Annotated in this window: 18 protein-coding genes; 9 read left to right on the top strand and 9 right to left on the bottom strand. The window is 57.0% G+C overall.

Annotation, left to right across the window (positions count from 1 at the left end; genetic code table 11):
* The first annotated feature begins 3 nt into the window (after positions 1-3).
* The gene (locus CFB02_RS09905; RefSeq protein ID WP_008176055.1) at positions 4-342 is read left to right on the top strand and encodes a zinc ribbon domain-containing protein YjdM; all 339 of its coding nucleotides are present in this window, start codon (positions 4-6) and stop codon (positions 340-342) included.
* Between the two features lie 3 nt (positions 343-345).
* Here CFB02_RS09905 and CFB02_RS09900 read toward each other — a convergent pair whose 3' ends face one another.
* On the bottom strand, positions 346-1,065 hold the full coding sequence (locus tag CFB02_RS09900) for a tellurite resistance TerB family protein (RefSeq protein WP_088557878.1): 720 nt from the start codon (positions 1,063-1,065) through the stop codon (positions 346-348).
* A 226-nt stretch (positions 1,066-1,291) separates the two neighbouring features.
* Here CFB02_RS09900 and CFB02_RS09895 point away from each other — a divergent pair, with 226 nt between their 5' ends.
* The gene (locus tag CFB02_RS09895; protein ID WP_088557877.1) at positions 1,292-3,568 is read left to right on the top strand and encodes a putative bifunctional diguanylate cyclase/phosphodiesterase; all 2,277 of its coding nucleotides are present in this window, start codon (positions 1,292-1,294) and stop codon (positions 3,566-3,568) included.
* 95 nt (positions 3,569-3,663) lie between these two features.
* Complete coding sequence (locus CFB02_RS09890) at positions 3,664-4,176, top strand: copper chaperone PCu(A)C (RefSeq protein ID WP_088557876.1); 513 nt, start codon at positions 3,664-3,666, stop codon at positions 4,174-4,176.
* A gap of 8 nt (positions 4,177-4,184) precedes the next feature.
* On the opposite strand, the gene CFB02_RS09885 is transcribed toward CFB02_RS09890, so the two are convergent.
* The 3 genes from CFB02_RS09885 to CFB02_RS09875 form a co-directional block, all read right to left on the bottom strand.
* Positions 4,185-6,203, bottom strand: a complete 2,019-nt coding sequence (locus tag CFB02_RS09885) for an oleate hydratase (protein ID WP_088557875.1) — start codon at positions 6,201-6,203, stop codon at positions 4,185-4,187.
* Between the two features lie 128 nt (positions 6,204-6,331).
* A complete protein-coding gene (locus tag CFB02_RS09880) occupies positions 6,332-6,508 on the bottom strand; it encodes a DUF2897 family protein (RefSeq protein ID WP_088557874.1) in 177 nt (58 codons plus the stop codon).
* A 68-nt stretch (positions 6,509-6,576) separates the two neighbouring features.
* Complete coding sequence (locus CFB02_RS09875) at positions 6,577-7,395, bottom strand: zinc-dependent peptidase (RefSeq protein ID WP_088557873.1); 819 nt, start codon at positions 7,393-7,395, stop codon at positions 6,577-6,579.
* A 146-nt stretch (positions 7,396-7,541) separates the two neighbouring features.
* On the opposite strand from CFB02_RS09875, the gene CFB02_RS09870 reads away from it, so the two are divergent.
* The 4 genes from CFB02_RS09870 to CFB02_RS09855 all read left to right on the top strand — a co-directional run bounded on the left by CFB02_RS09870 (position 7,542) and on the right by CFB02_RS09855 (position 10,344).
* Entirely contained in the window at positions 7,542-8,213 is a 672-nt protein-coding gene (locus CFB02_RS09870; protein WP_088557872.1) for an SDR family oxidoreductase, read from the top strand.
* Positions 8,214-8,326: 113 nt separating this feature from the next.
* A complete protein-coding gene (locus CFB02_RS09865) occupies positions 8,327-9,367 on the top strand; it encodes a GGDEF domain-containing protein (protein WP_088557871.1) in 1,041 nt (346 codons plus the stop codon).
* A gap of 23 nt (positions 9,368-9,390) precedes the next feature.
* A complete protein-coding gene (locus CFB02_RS09860) occupies positions 9,391-9,846 on the top strand; it encodes a CopD family protein (protein WP_088557870.1) in 456 nt (151 codons plus the stop codon).
* A 27-nt stretch (positions 9,847-9,873) separates the two neighbouring features.
* The gene (locus tag CFB02_RS09855; RefSeq protein ID WP_088557869.1) at positions 9,874-10,344 is read left to right on the top strand and encodes a MaoC family dehydratase; all 471 of its coding nucleotides are present in this window, start codon (positions 9,874-9,876) and stop codon (positions 10,342-10,344) included.
* An 18-nt stretch (positions 10,345-10,362) separates the two neighbouring features.
* Here the strand turns inward: CFB02_RS09855 and CFB02_RS09850 are convergent, their stop codons facing one another.
* Complete coding sequence (locus CFB02_RS09850; protein WP_088559211.1) at positions 10,363-11,217, bottom strand: PA4780 family RIO1-like protein kinase; 855 nt, start codon at positions 11,215-11,217, stop codon at positions 10,363-10,365.
* 106 nt (positions 11,218-11,323) lie between these two features.
* On the opposite strand from CFB02_RS09850, the gene CFB02_RS09845 reads away from it, so the two are divergent.
* Both CFB02_RS09845 and CFB02_RS09840 read left to right on the top strand, forming a co-directional pair.
* Positions 11,324-12,184: a DUF6544 family protein gene (locus CFB02_RS09845; RefSeq protein ID WP_088557868.1), complete on the top strand. Its 861-nt coding sequence runs from the start codon at positions 11,324-11,326 to the stop codon at positions 12,182-12,184.
* Positions 12,184-13,152 (top strand): M23 family metallopeptidase, encoded by a 969-nt coding sequence (locus tag CFB02_RS09840; protein WP_088557867.1) that lies wholly within the window; start codon positions 12,184-12,186, stop codon positions 13,150-13,152. The genes CFB02_RS09845 and CFB02_RS09840 overlap by 1 nt, the downstream gene beginning before the upstream one ends.
* Positions 13,153-13,158: 6 nt before the next feature.
* On the opposite strand, the gene CFB02_RS09835 is transcribed toward CFB02_RS09840, so the two are convergent.
* The 4 genes from CFB02_RS09835 to CFB02_RS09820 all read right to left on the bottom strand — a co-directional run bounded on the left by CFB02_RS09835 (position 13,159) and on the right by CFB02_RS09820 (position 19,855).
* Positions 13,159-13,578 (bottom strand): universal stress protein, encoded by a 420-nt coding sequence (locus tag CFB02_RS09835; RefSeq protein WP_088557866.1) that lies wholly within the window; start codon positions 13,576-13,578, stop codon positions 13,159-13,161.
* Between the two features lie 138 nt (positions 13,579-13,716).
* Complete coding sequence (locus CFB02_RS09830) at positions 13,717-15,099, bottom strand: sodium-dependent transporter (protein ID WP_088557865.1); 1,383 nt, start codon at positions 15,097-15,099, stop codon at positions 13,717-13,719.
* 57 nt (positions 15,100-15,156) lie between these two features.
* Entirely contained in the window at positions 15,157-16,344 is a 1,188-nt protein-coding gene (locus tag CFB02_RS09825; protein ID WP_088557864.1) for an aromatic amino acid transaminase, read from the bottom strand.
* Complete coding sequence (locus tag CFB02_RS09820) at positions 16,337-19,855, bottom strand: indolepyruvate ferredoxin oxidoreductase family protein (RefSeq protein ID WP_088557863.1); 3,519 nt, start codon at positions 19,853-19,855, stop codon at positions 16,337-16,339. Before CFB02_RS09820 ends, CFB02_RS09825 begins: the two co-directional genes overlap by 8 nt.
* Positions 19,856-19,892 lie beyond the last annotated feature (37 nt).

Here is a 19,892-nt window from a genome sequence, read left to right as displayed (position 1 = left end):
ATAATGTCGCAGCTTCCGCCATGCCCGCAGTGCAGTTCCGAGTACACCTATGAGGACGGCGTTCAACTGGTTTGTCCCGAGTGCGGGCATGAGTGGTCTGAGGCGGAAGCTGCCGCGGCTGACGCCGCGAAGGTGGTTCGCGACGCCAACGGCAATGAACTTCAGGATGGCGATTCGGTGACTGTTATCAAGGATCTGAAGGTCAAGGGCTCCAGTTCCGTGGTTAAAGTTGGCACCAAGGTAAAGAGTATCCGTCTGGTGGAAGGCGACCACGATATCGACTGCAAGATCGACGGTATTGGTGCCATGAAACTGAAATCCGAGTTCGTCAAGAAAGCCTGACGACTACCCCGCTGTTGCACTCTGGATCTGGTGTTCCAGTTCCCTGGCAAGACCCGGGTCGAGCTGGAGGGCGCTGGCGAGTTGATCCAGCCAAGCCCGCTCCATGGGGTTCTGTTCGTCGATCATTACCGCGCTGACGATGTAGATTTCCCGGCTGGCCTGGGGCGAGTCGGCATTGCGTGCCAGGGCCGTGGCGTCCAGCGGGGCGTCGAACTGCTGTTGAATCCAGGCGTGAAGTTCGTCATCTGGCCCCAGTTTTTCAATCTCCTGGGTAAGCAGCGCGCGCTCGTTGGCGTCGATGTGGCCGTCAGCGCGGGCTGCCATGATCATGGCCTGGAGTATTTCCAGTCCCCGTTGTTCCTGCGCCTGGCCCTGCAGTTGCTCCAGTGGCTGGCCCTGCTGTGCCAATGCCGGTTGCGCCGGGCTCTGACTGTTGGTCTGATAGTTCTGATAGGCTTTCCAGGCCAGGACACCCACGCCCGCAAGGGCACCGTATTTGAGGGCTTTGCCGCCCATCTTTCGGCCGCGCTTGGAACCCAGCATCATGCCGAGTGCACCGCCGCCGAGCAGGCTCTTTACGTCGATGCCTGAACCGGGTCCCTGGCTGCCCTTCAGTTGACTGCCAAGGCTGTTCATCATTTTGTTGACGTCCATGCCACTACCCTGGGACTGGCCACCCTGGGCCTGCTTCATTACCTGGTTCAGTACAGACATCACGTTCATAAACACACTCCTGTAAGATCGACTGCGGTTCAGCTTTTCAGAATAGTACACCCGATACCCTGATCGCTGATGGACGCGGAATTACTTTGTTGTCACGAATCGACGCATTTAGTTCCATGGGAATTAACAACCTACAAATGAACGGTAAATAGTAATGCGCTTTTCAGGCTCTCCCGTATACTGACGTAAAGCCGTTGTTCAACCTCCTGAATTTCTGGAACTGCTTTTGGCGATTCTCAAACGTAATCTTTGGACACTCTTCGCTCTTATCCTCCTCGGTGGCGTGTTGCTCCTCAGTACCGTTCTGTTCTTTCGTTGGCAGGGCCTTATTTCAGACGAGAAGCTTTACCATACCGCCCGTGTCGAGTTGGTTGCTCAGTCAGTCGACAGCATCCTGCGAACCCAGGAGCTGGTTCTCGATGTAATTGGCCGAGAGTTGCTCCGTCAGGACAATCTCCTGTCAGGCAGTCGGCAGATCCCCTTGCTCGACAGCATCCTCGCCGCCAACCCCATGCTTGTGGGCTTCGGGTTGGCCAGGCCGGACGGTACGCTGGTTCGTGTCAGCACCAACCTCGATCTGTCGAGTCTGCCAAATCTGAGAACCGATCCCGAGACCCGTGACAGTTTTCTGGGAGCACTGTCTTCCGATGCAATGGTCGTTGGCCGGACCTATTTCGTAGACGCCCTGGGCGCGTGGGTTATACCGATCCGGAAAGCGATACGGTCCCCGACTGGGGAAGTCGTTGCCGTCATGACAGCCGGCATGCGGCTTGATGGCCGTGGTTCGGTTTTTGGCAAGACCCTGCATGACGACGACTCTGACACCGTAATGCTGTTCCGGGAAACCGATGGCTATGTTCAGTTCATGTCGGCTGACGGCGTTGGCCCGCAACAGTATTCGCAAATCCGGATACCGATGGATCAGAGGGAGACGAATCGGGCAGCGTTCGAAAAGGCGCTCGGTCTGAGCGTAGAGGCGGTCATGCAGGGCAGTGAATCGGTGGTTATCCGAACCCGACGCCAGGGTGAGGATTATCTGACGGCTGCTGTCTTCAACGCCCGTTACCAGTTGTGGTCCATCTCGGAAACCCGGTTCGCTCCGCTTTACCGGGAGTTTCTCCAATCCCTGTTGCAGTATCTGCTAGTGTTCCTGGTTGTCGGAATCGTTTTCTACAAAGGGTTCCGGATTATCGACAACGCTGAGAAGAAGCGGCGTCTGGAGCTTTCCTACCTGTCACGGCACGATGATCTGACCGGGCTGTTGAATCGCAATGGGCTGCTGGACCGCCTCGACAACCTGGTTCCGGATAGAAAACCGTTCTGCCTCATTGTGATCAACATTGATAACTTTAAAGGCATCAATGACCATTTTGGGCTGGAGACCGGCGATGAAACCCTTCTGGAGTTCGGTCGTCGGCTCGCCGAACTGGTTGAAAGCCGGGACGATCTTGCCCGGCTCGGTGGCGACGAGTACGCCATTTTGACCCCGAACACCAATCTCGACGATGTTGAAAAAGCCTGTGTGTCGCTGGCCGGCAACCTGTCCCGCACCTTCGAGGTGGGCCGACTGAGGTTGCAGGTGACGGCGAGTATTGGTGTGGCCTGCTTTCCGAATGACGGAGATTCCCTCAGCAAGCTGATTCGAAGTGCCCATCTTGCGCTGTACGAGGCCAAACAGAGCCGGAACGACGTCTGCATTTACCGCAGCGAGATGGAAATGGCCTATCTTCGCAGGCTGTCGGTCGAGCAGCGTCTCAGGTATGGCCTAGCATCGGGTACACTGTATATGGTCTACCAGCCTCAGGTAGATGAGACCGGAAGAGCGGTCGGGCTGGAAGCACTTGTTCGCTGGCAGGATGAGGAACTCGGCTTTGTTTCGCCCGCGGAATTTGTCGAGGTCGCTGAGAAAAGCGGGCTGATGGTTGCTCTCGGCCGCTTTGTGCTTGAAACCAGTATCCGGGAATACAGCCTGTTTCGTAACGAGGTCGGTGGTTCCGTGGACCTGTCTGTCAACATCTCTGTTATCCAGTTTCGCCAGCCAGACTTTGTTGAAACAGTGCTTGAGGTTCTGGCAATGCATCGTGTGTCGCCTGGAGAGCTGGTTTTTGAGATCACCGAGAGCCTTTTCATGAGTGACTTTGAGAAAGTGCTGAAAACGATCGAACGATTGCGCGAAAAAGGGATAAGGATCTCGATGGACGATTTCGGTACGGGTTACTCCTCGCTCAGTCTTCTGCGAAAGCTGCCGCTTGACGAGTTGAAAATCGACAAGAGCTTTGTTGACACCATTCTGGAAGACGAAAAAGCCGCGAACATGATCCGGAGTATTATTGCCATTGCCCGGAGCCATAACATGGAGCTGGTTGCCGAGGGTGTTGAAGAGGAGGCCCAGGCCAGCGCCTTGGTAGCGATGGGCTGTCGACGTTTTCAGGGTTATTACTTCAGTCGTCCGGAGACCCTGGACAGACTGAAAGCGAACCCGGCTCTCGCCATCGGGCACTGAGCCGGTCTGCGACCATTCGTCGCACTGAAAAGCTTGGATCTGGGGCCTACCCTTTCTATCCTTTGGCTTTGAACCATCGACAAGGAACACTGGACATGAAGTATTGCCTGAGCGTGTTTGTGCTGGCCCTGGCCCTGGTTGCCCCGACAGCATTTGCCAATGAGTACAGCCATGGCCCGGTCAAGGTCGAGCATCCCTGGAGCCGGCCTACACCGCCCGGCACACCCATGGGAGTGGGCTACATGAGCATCTCGAACAGTGGTGGCAGTGATATCACCCTGGTTGGGGCTGCAACCCCGAGGGCGGGTAACGTTTCGATCCATGAGACCAGCATGCACGATGGTGTGATGCGGATGGCGCCGGTCAAAGGCGGGCTCCCCATACCGGCGGGTACCACCGTGGAGTTGAAGCCCCACAGTTTTCACCTGATGCTGGAAAAACTGAAAAGCCCGTTGCGCGAGGGTGAGAGCATTCCGCTGACCCTGAGCTTTGATGGCGCGGAAGATATGCAAGTTGAACTGAATGTTGCGCCGCTGGACGGGCAAACCATGATGAACGACCAGAAGATGAATCATTCCGGTCATGACATGGATCACAGCGGCGACTGACCGCTGTCTCAGCCTCGCCCGCGAAGTTTGTCCAGAATGCCCTGAACCCACCCTTTGGCATCGTCGAGGGTGTGGTTTTCTTCCACCAGTTGGCGGATAGCCTGTAACTGGTTTTCGAACAGACCGGCTTTGTGCAAATCGGCCGGGTCTTCACCAGGACCAAGTGGCAGAATACTTTCAAAGTAAGTGCCGCCCAACAGGCGGCGCAGAATACCCTCACCCAGAAACGCCTCGTTGCTGTTAAGGGTTCTGGTTGCCCTAAGCAAACGCCGTATATCGTATTGTCCCGGATAAATATCAGGAACCTGTTTTTTTATGCCCAGAAGGCTGTAAGCCCCAATGCGGGCGGTTCGCACCGAGCTTTCCAGTGTGAACACAACGTCGTTATGAGTCTCCACGAACTGCCCGATGCAGGCGAGATTGGTGCAGCCTGAAGGGACGACTTGAGGACGGTCGCCTTTGGCCCTTGGCATGAACTGAGACGTGATGTAGGGCATCAGCGCAATGCGGGTTTTTGTGGCAGCCAGTATTTCTTCTATGTGGTCCTTCAGGCCCAGGTGGTAGCACAACTCAATCAACACCTCTTTGCCGGTACACTCGGGCATCGTCTTGTTGACGTAGTCGCCGGGTTTATCCATCAACAAAGCATAGGTCCACAACACAATCACGTCGTCAGGCTGGTCGGGGAAGTGTGGCTGGCGGTTGCAGGTGAAGCTCATCAGCCAGGCGGAATCTGTAAAGGTGACAATTCCGCCAGTAGCCGTGAACCCGGAATAAGGGTCATTAACCGACAGCTCTTTGAGCTTTTCCATCAGAGGAGAGGGTTTGCAGGTAAGCGTCACTGATTCCCAGGTTGAGCGGGGTATGTCTCCGCAGAATTTGTCTGGCCGGCCGAAGACGTCGGATTTCTCGGCCAGATTCCTCCAGAGTTGCCAGCCGGATCCTTGGCCTGCCTTGTCACTATCTTTCAACCTCGGAGCGTTATCGTCATCGCCGTAGGCGGTATCCTCGGTCATTGAGCCGGTTGTAACGAACACCAGATCACGTGCGCCGACATTGAAGGTCTTGTCCCCTTCTGCGCAGCGGCATTGGATGGTCTTGACGGTTCTGGTGCCATCCCCGCTCTTCATATCCAGGTCCGTGACGGTCATGTTGTACTGGGTACTAACACCCTGGTCTTTGAGCCATTTCATGAGAGGCCTGACGAAGCTGTCGTACTGGTTATATTTCGGGAAAACCAGAGACGTCATGTCGTTCAGTCCGTCCATCAAATGCAGGAAACGATGCATGTAGAGCTTCATTTCAAGCACCGAGTGCCAGTTCTGAAACGCAAACATGGTGCGCCAGAAAGTGTAGAAATTGGTGCTCAGAAAACCCTCGCTGAACCATTGCTCAACCGTGATGTCGTCCAGGTCCTCTTTCCGGGCCAATAGCAGCCGGATGATCTCAAGTTGCTGGCGCCTGGTAAGATCCATGGTGGAGAAGTCTTTGATCTGTCCCTGGTTTTCCAGGAGCCGGGCTTTCGACCAGTTCTTGTCGGCATCGTTCACGGTGCGGTACTCATCCAGCACCGTGAATGGGGCAGGCAGTTCGAGCGCAGGTATTTCCGAGAAAACATCCCAGAAGTTCTGGTAGGTCATCTCCATTTCACGACCTCCCCGGACGATATATCCGTCCTCGGCATTACCGGCGCCATCCAGCGAACCACCTTCTACGTCCTGTTCCTCGAGAAAGGTGATGTTGCCCGCGGGCATATGTCCGTCGCGAATGAGAAAAAAGGCCGCAGACAGGCCCGCAATGCCGCCACCGATAATCCACGCCCGGCGCTCCGCAACACCCTCTGTGGGAAGCGGCCGGTTGTTGGTATAGCTGCCGTGCAGGTCTGCCGGTGGCAGGGGAGTGTCTATTCCGTTGTGAAGGTGCCTCGAGGAGGCGTCGGGTGTCACATCGACGTTCTGCTTTCCCAGGGCTTCAATATGGGGCGTGAGCTTCGAGCCGAGCTTTCGGGTGTGGTTGGATCTGGCCATTCAGGGATCTCCTTTCCTGAGGGGTAACTATCCTTACAGTATGCGGGGCGGGCAGGAATTCAGAGTGACATACGTCAACAGGATTTGAATCGTCACCAAAGATTCATGGGGCGGGTAAGTGCAGGTCGTTACGACTCTCTGTCTTCAGCGCTCTCTTCCGCCTCAACTTCGGCTTTCCGCGCCTGGATCTTCCGCATTTTCTCGTCGGAGATTGGAAATTTGTTCGCACTATCTCGCAGCATCAGGAGGCTGCCGACGACCAGCGCCATAGCGAGTAAAAGGAATACCCAACCAATGACTGGCATAAACCTGTCTCCCTGGACTTTGGCTTTCTTTCATAGTGAACCAGAGAATCGAGGACCACAACCGCTACTTACAGATTCGTCGGATCCAGTCTGTAGTAATTCTGCAGGGCCTTATAAACCTCGGGTTGCTCGTGCTTGAGATGGCCCGGCTGCTGGAAAAACGCTTCGGTCAGGACCGCGAAAAATTCCGCCGGTTCGGTTGCGCCGTAGGGATCAAGCCACGGTTTATGGTGGTACTGAAGAGAATGCCTCAGATCTTCATAGGCCCTGGTCATCGAACTTTGCCAGTGCCTGGCCTGTTCTCCGCCCAGGGGCGGCGCACCGTCCGCGGTGCCGTCCAGATAATCCAGCTGGTGGGCAAACTCATGGAGTATCACGTTGTGACTGCTGTGCGGATTTTCGGCGGCCTCCTCACATTCCTTCCAGGCCAGCACCACCTGGCCGCGGCTTGAGGCTTCTCCGGCCCGGATTTCATTACTCTCGCTGACAACCAGTCCGTCGCTTTCGATGTCTCTGACATGGTAGGCGTCGGGATAGACCAGAATGCTGCTTACCTCATCAAAATCCGAGTATGGGCGGGCAAGAATGAGTAAGCAGGCATGGCCGGCAATGGTGACCCTGACATTGTCATCCACTTCGAAGCCGTCACAGCCGTAAAATTCCTTCTCAGAGAGGAAAAGTTGAATCCTTTGCTCTAACGCGCGCTTCAATGTGGCAGGAAGTCTTCGGTAAAGCGGAACGCTGGTTTCGAGTTGTCGCCGCCAGGGGGCTGGGAAGGGGCCTTTCAGGGTCCGTTCTCGCCGCCAGGAGCGGTAGAAGAAAAGGTAGAAAACGGATCCTGCGATTAGTGTCACTGCAAAGACTGCGAAAACAAGTGCTGCTGACATGCTGCTCCCAGCGACCATTGATTGAATTACCCCGTATCTTACAGAAAAATTGGATCTGCACGCAGGCAGGTCCCGTATTGCTGGTTGTTCTCGATTGCAGGGGATGTGAAGCTGCATGAACCGCATTGATCGTTTAGGAGGCTGATATGTCCGAGAATTCCATTATTCTGATTACCGGTGCAAACCGGGGTATTGGTCTGGAGCTTGCGCGGCTGTATGCGCGCCGCGGTTGTTCAGTCATCGGTGTGTGTCGGCAATCCTCGCCGGAGCTGGACGAGGTTGCCGAGCGGGTCATCGACGGCGTTGACGTGACCACCGATGCTGGCGTTGAAAGGCTTTTGGCCGGTCTTGAGGGCCAACCTATCGATCTGCTGATCAATAATGCGGGGCTGCTGCAGGACGAGAAGCTGGGCAGTATCGATTTCGATTCGATCCGCACGCAGATGGAGATCAACGCCTATGCGCCCCTGAGGTTGGCTGAAGCTTTGTTCGAAAAAATCCCCTCTGGAGGCAAAATCGCGAACATTACCAGCCGCATGGGCTCTATCGCCGACAACGACTCAGGCGGCCGCTACGGTTACCGTGCTTCAAAGGCAGCGTTGAATGCCTTCGGCAAGTCCCTCGCGATGGATCTGAAACCGCGGGGTATCGCCGTGGCCCAGCTGCACCCAGGTTATGTTCAGACCCGGATGGTGAATTTTGGTGGGTTGATTACTCCGGAAGAATCGGCAAAAGGCCTGGCAGAGCGGATTGATGGCCTGACCCTGGAGAATACCGGATCGTTCTGGCACAGCAACGGCGACGAGCTGCCGTGGTGATCCTGAAAACATTTTCATTTGTTTGCAACGGAGTAAGGCAGGATTCTGTTTTAACGAGTACTCTTGTTACCTAAAAAGGAATTCTGCTGTCGATGAAAAGTGCGAGTGCTCCAATGAATTATGAGCCTGAGCGGGAGCGCAGGCCCCAGTTCTGGCGTTTGGCCATGCGATGTGCCCAGATCGCCGGAACTGTGGATGTCATCTTTTTCTTTCTTTTTCATGCACTGGGTTCGCCGATTCTGGCATGGATAAACGTGGTAAGCGTGGCCATGTATGCCGGTGCCTACTACGCACTCAAATATCAAAAAAACAGGATTGCGATCGTACTCATCTGGGCGGAAGTGCTCGGACATGCCGGCCTGGGTATCGTTCTGATTGGCTGGGAGAGCGGTTTCCACTATTACCTTCTGATGTTCATACCAGCGATCTGCGTTTCCGCGTCCCGCAGGTGGGCGGTCTATGCGCTGCTTGCTCTCTGGGGTTACTACGTCGCGCTTGATGCGTTGATGTGGTACGTCGAACCTTTGCAGCCGATTCCTCAGGCGGCCCTGAACATAGTCCATCTGTTCAATCTGAGCGTGGTGTTTGCAATGTTCAGTTACCTGGCTTCCTATTACCTCAGAATGGTTGTTTCCGCCCAGCGCAAGCTTCGCGAAATGGCAACAACGGATTCATTGACCGGGCTTTTCAATCGCCGTCATATGACCTACCTGGCTGAAAAAGAAGTCTCGCGGTTCCAGCGCAGCGGGCACCCGGTAGGTTTCCTCCTGCTGGATGTCGATCATTTCAAGTCGATTAATGACGCCTGCGGTCATGAGACCGGCGACAGGGTACTAGGCTGCGTTGCCGATGTGATTCGAGAAGAATTAAGGGCTCAGGATCTGATCGGTCGATGGGGCGGTGAGGAGTTTCTGGTCATTCTTCCTGATACGGACGCCTTTAAAGCGCAAGCAAGCGCTGAGCGGATAAGAAAGGCGTTTTTGGCCAGGGATTGGCGTGCAATTAGCGGCGGTGATATTGACGTTACGATCAGCATTGGCGTAAGTGAACTTCGAACTGGTGAGGACCTGAGTGCGGCGGTCAGCAGAGCTGATGAAGCTCTTTACCGTGGTAAAACCGGAGGCCGAAACCGGGTAGAACTGGAAACCATCTGAAGGCCAAATCAAGGGGTAGTTTTATGAGTCTGGCAATTGCACTGCACGTGTTGTCCGCGGTTATCTGGGTTGGTGGTATGTTCTTCGCTTATATGGCGATGCGTCCGGCCGTGGTTGAGGTGGTGGAGGCTTCCCAGCGTGGCCTTCTGTGGTCGAAGACGCTCGACCGGTTCTTCCGCTGGGTTTGGCTCTCTGTTGTGTTGCTCCTGGTGACCGGCTACTGGATGATTTTCAGTGTGTTTGGCGGTATGGCGGGCGCTGGCTGGCATATTCATGCCATGCAGACGCTCGGGCTGGTGATGATGCTGCTCTACTTCCACGTGTATTTTGCGCCTTTCCGACGGCTCAAGCAGGCGGTTGCAGCCAAGGATCCGCAGGCTGGTGGTGTTCAGGTGGGAAAGATTCGCCGCCTGGTCGGTATCAATCTGATTCTCGGCCTGATTGTGGTCGCCATAGGGTCTGGCGGTCGGTACCTGTAACCGGCTGAGCGATCGGGGACCGATACCATGTCTGATATTCGAAACAGAGCCATTGCCGGCCTGAAAGCCGGCGACTCGTTTACCCTGGTACGAACGTTCACCGAGGATGAGACCCTTTCCTTTGGCGAAATCAGCCGCGATCAGAATCCGGTTCACTACAGCGATGAGTTTGCCCAGGCCAAGAACCTGCAGGGCAAGATCTGCCATGGCTTGCTGGTTGGCGGGATGATCACGGAAGTGGGTGGGCAGATTGGCTGGCTGGCGTCAGGGATGAATTTTCGTTTCCGTCGGCCAGTGTATTTCGGCGATACCATCACCTGTGTCTTCACCATCACCGAAGTGGATGCAAGGAATCGGGCCCGGGCCGAAGCGGTGCTATCGAATCAGCATGGTGAGCCGGTTATCGAAGCCACATTAACGGGCGTTCTACCCGGGCCGAAAGAACAGCAGTTGATGTCAGCAATGATCAGCGAAGAGAAAACCACGTCTGCCGGCTGACCAGCACCGGCTAAGGCGTCAGTCCTCCTCGGCGTCCTTCATCCGTTCCTGTCGCTCCCACTCTTCCTCTTTTGCCGCATCGATGATTTCCATCAGTTCGTCGACGTTGGCAGCGGTATCATCGTGCTGGAAGCAGCCTGTGAGCTTGCTGTCCGGGTGCAGGTCGCCGGACTCGTAGAGCGCCCAGATCTCCTTGCCATAATCGGTGTTCAGCAGTTCCGGCGCGAAGCGACCGAAATAGCGGCGCATATTGTCGACGTCGCGCTCCAGCATGCGTTCCGCGTTGTTATTCCCGGAGGCATTGACGGCCTGGGGAAGATCAATAATGACAGGTCCGCTGGCATCGACCAGAACATTGAATTCCGACAGATCCCCATGGATCAGACCGGCACTCAACATACGGACAACCTCTCGGATGACCTGATCGTGGAAGTCGCGGGCCTGTTCCGGGGACAGGATGACATCATCCAGCCTGGGTGCAGCCTTGCCATCTTCGTCCGCCACCAGTTCCATCAACAGCACACCGTCCACGAAGCCCAGAGGCTCGGGAACCCGGACACCGGCGGCGGCAAGCCGGTACAGGGCATCCACCTCGGCGTTGAGCCAGGCATCTTCCTGTTCCTTCTGGCCGTATTTGGTTTTTTTGCTCATGGCCCGGGCGCGCCGGCTGTTCCGTACCTTGCGGCCTTCCTGGTATTCCACCGCCTGCTTGAAGCTTCGCTTGGAGGCTTCCTTGAAGACTTTGGCGCATCGTGTCTGATCGCCACAACGCACCACATAAACCTGTGCTTCCTTGCCGCTCATGAGCTGGTAGAGCACTTCGTCCACCATGCCGTCATCGACAAGTGGTTGTAATCTCTTCGGTACTTTCATAAAACCTTTCAGACGGACAGTGAGTCGGCCAGCCACGTTCATTGATCTGGAACAAGACTGGATGCGGACAGGGCAGGGACAATGACTGCTACGGAGCATAGCTTACATGAAAATCTTTTTCCTGATCCTGTTGATTCTGGTGGTTGCGGTCACTTTAGCTCTGTGGTTCTGGCGACAGGCCGACCACAATGCGGACCAAGCCGCCATGGTGAAGTTGGCGGCTCTGCAGCCAGCTTCACCGGAACGGTTCGATCTTTCTCTCCTTGAGGGACTGCCGGAGCCCGCCCGGCGGTATTTCCGATACACCATTCAGCCCGGTACACCGCTTTATACTGTCGCCCGGATATTAATGACCGGAAAATTCGGCATGGGCAATCGGGAATCGCCCCACTACATGGACATGCAGGCCACACAGATGCTGACCGTGCCCGAAGGCTTTATCTGGAAGATGAGTGCCAGCCGTGGCGCCCTTCGGGTTTCCGGCTCCGATACGGACCATTGGACGAGGTTCTGGCTGATGGGCTTGTTGCCGGTTGCCCGGATGGGCGGCGACCCGGATCACACACGTTCGGCATTCGGCCGTTATGTGGCAGAGGCGGTTTTCTGGACGCCAGCCGCCCTGCTGCCAGGCTCGGGGGTCGCGTGGCAGCTTGTGGATGTAAATACGGCCAGGGTGATTGTCCGCCACGAGGGTATGGAGCAGGCAGTGGATGTTGTCGTTGCCGACGACGGCCGGCCGCTCCAGGTGAGTTTTGACCGGTGGACTAATGCGAATGCGGAAAAAGTCCATCGCTTGCAGCCGTTCGGTGGATACCTGTCAGAGTTTCGGGAGTTCGAGGGCTTTATCTTGCCGACCCGCGTGGAAGCAGGGAATTTCTTTGCCACGGACGATTATTTTCCGTTTTTCATCGGCGAGATCAGCAACATAGAGTTTCCTCGAGCCAGTGTCACCGGGAGTAGCGACTGATGTCCCTTATGGTCATGCTCACCCAAATCGCCCTGCCAGTTCTCCTGTTGGTATGGTTAGCACGGTTCCCTGCCAGGGGATTGCTTGCACTCGGCGTTCAGGCACTGTCGGTTGCAGCAGTGCTCATTGGTCTCGGTCTGGCCGCCCTCTGGACCATGCCCCCGTACTGGGTGCCGTATATCTATTACGGGGTTTTCGCACTCATTGTGGTGTTACATCTCTGGCAGGGGCGGTTCAAAGGTAACGGCTTCTGGCGAGTCTCAGCCGGGCAGACCTTACTTGTCCTCCTCGGGTTCGGGCTTGGCTGTCTAGGTGGGTACATCGCGTATATGGCCTATCAGGGGGAGACTTTGCCGGCGGTTGAGACTGTCGACATTGCACCGCCGTTCGGGCCTGGCACTTATCTGGTGGCCCATGGCGGGTCAAACGCCATGGTGAATGTGCACCTGAAAACACTGGATACAGCGGTTGAGCGTTTCAGACCCTGGCAGGGGCAAAGCCGGGCGATGGATATTTTCCGCATTTCTCCTCTGGGTATTCACAAGAGTGGCTGGCTCCCCGCCGATCCGGCTCGTTTTACAACGTTCGGCACCCCGGTGCTGGCGCCCTGCGATGGGGAGATCGCGAAGGTTGTCGATGGCCTGGAGGATATGCCGGTTCCAGTGATGGATCGGGAACACATGGCGGGAAATTATGTGGCGATCAATTGTGGCCAGTTCTTCGTGATTTTAGCCCATCTTAGGAAAGGTAGCGTCTCGGTCTCTGCTGGCGATCGGGTGGATGTCGGTGGTTTTCTGGGAGAAATGGGTAACTCCGGCAACAGTTCAGAGCCCCACCTGCACGTTCACGCCCAGCGAGGGCTGCCGGAGCAGGCGGCATTCGGAGGTGAGCCTCTGGCGCTAACTATCGATGATGCTTTTCCGGTGAGGAACGACAGGATACGGGTTGCAGTGCCTGTCGACCGATAGCTTTCTTTACCGCACAACGAATACCGAAATATCACTGTGTCTGACGATATTGGCGCCGTTGGAGTGGAGAATGTGGAGCCTGTCGCCGATTCCCGGCGGATGAGAAGCCATCACCACCAGGTCTGCACCTGTGGTTTTAATAGCTTCAAGCAACTTGTCTTCAAGTTCCACTGCCGTATCGGCGGTCTCCATGACGATGCTGTCCGTACTGATGCCGTGGGATTTCCCCTGCTCCTCCGCGAAGACGGCGAGTTTCTCCCTGAGCTCTTTAGGATTGTGGGCGGCCGCTCCCGGTGTGCTGTTGGTGACACTGACGTAGCAGAGGGTAGCCTTGTAATGCTTGGCAATATCTATGGAGGTATTAAGCGCCTTCACCATTTTATCGGTATGGGCGAGGTCGACCGGAACGAGGATCTTGCTGTACATAAGAGTTCTCCTTTTCCGCATGCGATACAGACATGGGTCTGTTGTCCAGAATCCAGATTGGCAGTGCCCTGTTGGGTATGTCAAAAAAAGCCCGGTGAAGTTCAACGGGCTTTTGCGGTTGGAGAGGCCGGATTCGTCTTACAACAGATTGTAAAGGAAAACCACGGCGATACCGGCAGGCGTCAGATACCGGAGTACGAACATAAACGCCTTATAGCTGCTTCCTTGCAGACCAATATCGGCCGGCAGACTCTCACGTTTCATCGCCCATCCGGCAAACAGCGCAATGGCGAGTCCGCCGAGAGGCATCATCAGGTTGGAGACGAGGAAGTCGAGCAGGTCGAAGACCGTCTTGCCCTCGAAGAACGGAATAAAGCCAAGCGGGTGCACACTTTCCCAGACGTTGAAGGACAACACGGTACCGATACCGATAAACCAGATGGCGAGCCCGCCACCAATGGCGCTTTTCGCTCGACTAACGCCTTTGTGTTCTTCCAGCCATTCGACCACCGGTTCCAGCATGGAAATGGCCGAGGTGATGGCTGCTACCAGTAGCAGGGCGAAGAAAATGGTGCCGAACAATGCACCACCACTCATCTGGCCAAAGGCCAGTGGCAGGGTGACGAAGATCAGGCCGGGGCCTGCCCCTGGCTCAAGACCATTGGCAAATACCAGCGGAAAGATGGCCAGCCCCGCGAGAAGGGCAACACTGGTGTCCACGACGGCAATGGTCATGGCGGTCCGCGCAATGTTTACGGTTTTTGGCAGGTAGGAGCCATAGGCCATCAGAACGCCAATACCGATGCTCAGGGTAAAGGCGGCGTGTCCCAGGGCGGTCAGAACCCCGGACGTTGTCAGTTTGCTGAAGTCCGGCGAGAACATGAAACTCACGGCCCGGCCAAAGCTGCCGCTGTTCATGGCATAGATCACCATGGCAACCAACAGCACGAACAACAGTGGCATCAGCATATTCACAGCTTTCTCAAGCCCCGAGCGAATGCCCCTGCCAACGATGAACACCACGATCACCATGAACACCGAGTGCCACATTAGCAGTTCCCAGGGGTTGGCAAGGAGCCCGCCGAACTGGACGCCGATGGCTTCGGCATCTGCTCCGGTAAACAGCCCGGTTGCGGCCTTGCCGATATAGACCAGGGCCCAGCCGCCAATCACGGCGTAAAAAGAAAGCACGAGGAAGGATGCAATTACCCCGTTCCAGCCGATGGCTCTCCAGCCCCTGGCGGTGCCTTCGGTTTTTGTCAGGGTACGCATGGTGGCGATCGGACTCTGCCCGCCGCGCCGACCAATCATGGTCTCGGCAATCAGTACCGGCACGCCGATCAGGAAGATACAGGCCAGGTAGATCAGAACGAAGGCGCCGCCGCCGTTCTCGCCGGTAATGTATGGAAACTTCCAGATGTTCCCGAGGCCAACGGCTGAACCAGCCGCAGCCAGGATAAAGGCCATCCGTGAGGACCAGAGGTTATTGGCCTGCTGGTGTGGTTGGGTACTCTCACTCATTTTTCTCTCCGGCTAATTGTTTTTGTCGGATTGATTGGTTGTTGTCGAAAAAAGTATTTATTTGCCGAGCACCTCGCGCAGTGCGGAAGCGACTTGTGGCAGGACGCGGTCGTTCAAACCGGCAACGTTTACGCGGCTGCTTTCCAGCATGTAGATGCCGTGTTCCTTCCGTAACCGGCCCACCTGCTCCGGACTGATTCCGAGGAACGAGAACATGCCTCGCTGACGGGCGATGAAGCCGAAGTCGCCCACCGGTGAAAGCGCGCCGGCAAAAGCGTGACGCAGATGCAGGATGCGCTCACACATACCGTTTAACTCCTGTTGCCACTGGGCTCGCAGGTCGTCATCGCCAAGGACGGTCTCCACGATTGAAGCACCATGGGCCGGAGGCATCGAATAGTGTGACCGGATAACGCTCAACAGCTGGCTGGTGGCGGCGGCATTCACGGACGCCGTTCCTGAAATCAGGGCGAGGGCGCCCGTGCGCTCTCTATAAAGCCCAAAGTTCTTGGAGCACGAGGCTGCGATCAGCATTTCAGGTACCGCACTGGCCAGGTGCCTCAGGCCAGCTGCATCCGCGTCCAGGCCTTCGCCAAGGCCCTGATAGGCCATGTCCACGAAGGGCAGCAGGCCTTTGCGCTGGATCAGGCTGGTTACTTCCTGCCACTGGGCCAGGCTCAGGTCTGCGCCCGATGGGTTGTGGCAGCATCCGTGCAGCAACACCACATCGCCCGCATCCGCCTGTTCCAGGGTCTCCAGCATGGCGCCGAAGTCTACCTGCAGGGTCTCTGGATTGAGGTAGGGATATTCGCGAATAGTCAGGCCCGCGCCACCGAGCAACGGCAAGTGGTTGGCCCAGGTGGGCGTGCTGACCCAGACTTTTGTATCGGCCTTGCACAGACGCAGAAACTCGGCCGCCATACGCAGGGCGCCGCAGCCGCCCGGTGTCTGGATGACCGATACTCGACCGTCGCGGACCAGTGGGCTGTTGCTGCCCAGGATTAGCTCCGCCATTGCGCTGTTGAAGCCGGCGGAACCGGCAGGGCCCACGTAACTCTTGGTGGTTTCGCCCTCAAGAAGGCGACGCTCGGCTTTGTGCACGGCGGCCATGATAGGCGTATTGCCGGCGTCATCCTTATAGACACCGATGCCCAGATCCACCTTGTCCGGTCGATCGTCTTCACGGAAGGTCTGCATCAACTGCAGGATCGGATCCTGGGGCAGGGGCTGGAGTGCTTCAAACATGATTGGCCTCCTCGTTAGCCTGTTGGGTGCGAATCAACGTCGGGCGATCGGTATCCAGCGCCTTGATCAGCTGAGTCTGCTTTTCACGAATGCTTTCTGCCGCTTGCTCCCGCACAGGGCCGTACCCGCGGACATCGGCAGGCAGCTCGGCAAGCTGCAGGAAGGTTTCGTAGTTGCTGGCGTTGAGCTCACGACCGATCCGGTCTACCAGGCTCTGATAGTCCTGCAGCATGGCCCGATCCAGCTTGCGGTCGGCAGAATAGCGGAACGGATCGATGGCGGTTCCGCGCAGGCCGCGAAGTTTCGCCAGCAGCCGGAAGGCCCGGAACATCCAGGGGCCGAACCGGCGTTTTTTCGGGCGACCCTGGGCATCGGTCTCGCCGCTAAGCAGGGGCGGGGCCAGATGGAAGTGGACTTTGAAGTCACCCTCGAAGGTTTCATTCACCTCTTTCATGAAGTCGGTTTCGGCAAACAGTCGCGCGACTTCGTATTCGTCCTTGTAGGCCATGAACCGGTACAGCTGCTGGGCCACTGCACGAGTCAGCAGCAGGTTGGTTTCACCGAGGGACTCCTCAGCCTTCCGGACCCCTGCGACTGCGTCCCGGTATTGGTCGGCCCAACGCTGGTTCTGGTAGTTGACCAGGTGCTTATGCCGGGTGTTGATGAGCTCGTCGAGGGTTGGTTCGGGTTTGACCTCAACAACCTGAGCATTACTGTCATCCAGCAGATCCGTGACTGCGGTCGGATCCACGGCCGACAGCCGTCCCCAGCCGAAGGCTTCCTTGTTCCTGTCGATGGCGACGCCGTTCAGCTCAATCGCCTTCATCAAAGCCGCTTCGGACAGGGGCAGCAGGCCTTTCTGCCAGGCAAAACCGAGCATCATCACGTTGGAGAACACGGTATCGCCCATCAGCTTTTCGGCGATGCCATTGGCGTCCAGCTGATCAAAATGATCCTCTCCCACGGCGTTCTTCAGTAGCCCAAGGCGCTTGTCGGCCTTCATATCGGCGTCGCGGAAGAGCACGTAGTCGGCAGTAGGCAGTTCCGCTTCGTTGGCAACGATCCGGGTGTGGTTTGGCCGGAGAACGCTCAGGGCCTTCTGGGAGGACGCTACGACCAGATCGCAGGCGATGACCGCATCGGCCTGACCATTGCTGATCCTTACCTGATGGAGCTTGTTCGGAGACGGTGCCATACGAACGTAGCTCAGCACCGTGCCGCCTTTCTGGGCGAAACCCATGAAATCCAGTACCGAGGCACCGCGCGACTCCAGGTGGGCCGCCATGGTGATCAGCTGGCCGACCGTCACCACGCCCGTTCCGCCAACGCCGCCCACCAGCAGATCATAGGAGCCGGTCAGTTCAGGCAATTTGGGAGCTGGAATATCAGCCAGCTTGCGGGTGAGAACGGAGCCGGTGTCAACGCCGCGGGATTTGCGCAGCTGGCCGCCTTCGATGGTCACGAAGCTTGGGCAGAAACCGTTAACGCAGGAAAAGTCCTTGTTGCAGGATGACTGGTCGATCTTCCGCTTGCGTCCCAGCTCCGTCTTGCGGGGAACCACCGAGAGGCAGTTGGACTGCACCGAGCAGTCGCCACAGCCTTCACACACGTGATGGTTGATAAAGGCCCGCTTGGCCGGATCCGGGAACTGCTTGCGCTTGCGACGGCGGCGTTTCTCGGCGGCACAGGTCTGGTCGTAGATCAGTACGGTACAGCCGGGGATTTCACGCAATTCCCGCTGCACCTGGTCGAGCTCGGACCGATCGTGGAAGGTGACGTCCTTGGGAAACAGGTCATGATGGCCATCGTATTTCTCGGGCTCGTCGCTGAGAACAACAACCCGATTGACCCCTTCTGCGGCCATTTGCTGGGCAATCCTGTCGACGGTGATCTGCCCGTCGACGGGCTGACCGCCGGTCATGGCGACGGCGTCGTTGAAAAGGATCTTGTAGGTAATGTTGATGCCGGCAGCTACCGCCTGACGGATAGCCATGGAACCGGAGTGGAAATAGGTGCCTTCACCCAGGTTCTGGAATACGTGGGGGTTGCCGGTGTATCGGCTCTTGCCGATCCAGTTGACGCCTTCGCCACCCATCTGGATGAGGGATTCGGTATTCCGGCCCATCCAGGACGCCATGAAGTGACAGCCAATGCCGGCCAGGGCCTTGCTCCCCTCCGGGACCTTGGTGGAGGTGTTGTGTGGGCAGCCCGAGCAGAAATAGGGCATACGCTTGACGCCGCCCGGATCCTGGGCAGTGGTCATGGCACTGATTTCAGCCATGCGCTCGCTGAAGTCCACCTCGAAGAAGCGACCCAGACGGGCTGCCAGGAAGCCGGCAACCAGTTTCGGGCTCAGTTCGCCAACGTACGGGATCAGCGGGCGGCCCAGCTCATCCTGTTTGCCGGTAATCAGAACCTCGCCAGGACGGTCCGGCTCGGACATGTACTCCTTGATCTGACTCTCGATAATGCCGCGCTTTTCCTCGATCACCAGGACTTCTTCCTTGCCGTGCACGAAGTCCAGGATGCCGCGGCGTTCCAGGGGCCAGACCATGCCCACCTTGTAGATATCCAGACCCATGTCCCGGGCCTTGTCTTCGTCAATGCCCAGCAGGTCAAGGGCTTCAAGCAAGTCCAGATGGCTCTTGCCGGTGGTGACAATACCGAAGCGGGCTTCCTTGTTCTCGTGTAGGCAGCGGTCGATGCGGTTGGCCCGGGCAAAGGCCTGAACGGCCGCGAGCTTGTGTTCGATGCGGGTTTCCAGTTGGGGGCCGGGCAGATCCGGCCAGCGGTAATGGAGGCCGCTTTCCGGCGCGGTGAAATCGTCCGGAGTGACAAAATCGGGTGCTGGCGGAATTTCCACAGAGGCCGCGCTTTCCACGGTTTCCGAGATGGCCTTGAAGCCGACCCAGCAGCCACTGTAGCGGGACAGGGCATAACCCCAGAGACCGAATTCCAGGTATTCCGCGATGTTGGCCGGGTTGATGGTGGGCATGAAGAAGCTCATGAACGCCACATCGGACTGGTGGGGCATGGACGATGACACGCAGCCATGGTCGTCGCCCGCTACCACCAGCACACCGCCATGGGGGGAGGATCCGTAAGTGGTGCCATGTTTCAGGGCGTCGCCGGCTCGGTCAACGCCCGGGCCCTTGCCATACCAGAGGCCGAATACGCCCTCTACCTGACGGTCTTCATCGGTTTCTACCTGCTGGGTACCCAGCATGATCGTCGCGGCAAGATCCTCGTTGATGGCGGGAACAAAATCGATTCGGTTCTCGTCCAGCAGGTCTTTCGCCTGCCAGAGTGCCTGGTCGACTGCACCGAGGGGGGAACCCCGGTAGCCACTGACCAGGCCGGCGGTATTCAGGCCTTGCTTGCGATCCAGGGCAGCCTGCATCAACGGAATTCGGACCAGGGCCTGTGTGCCGGTCAGGAACACCCGACCGGATTCTCGCAGGTAGCGGTCTTCGAGTTTGTAATCGTCGAGTTGTGGGGTATCGGCGGACATGGCGCCCTCCTTTTTGTCGATTTTATGATCAAAATTC

The sequence above is a fragment of the Marinobacter sp. es.042 genome (assembly GCF_900188315.1).
GTDB lineage: Bacteria > Pseudomonadota > Gammaproteobacteria > Pseudomonadales > Oleiphilaceae > Marinobacter.
Note: the sequence above shows the minus strand (reverse complement) of the source record. Positions and strands in the feature narration are given on the sequence as shown.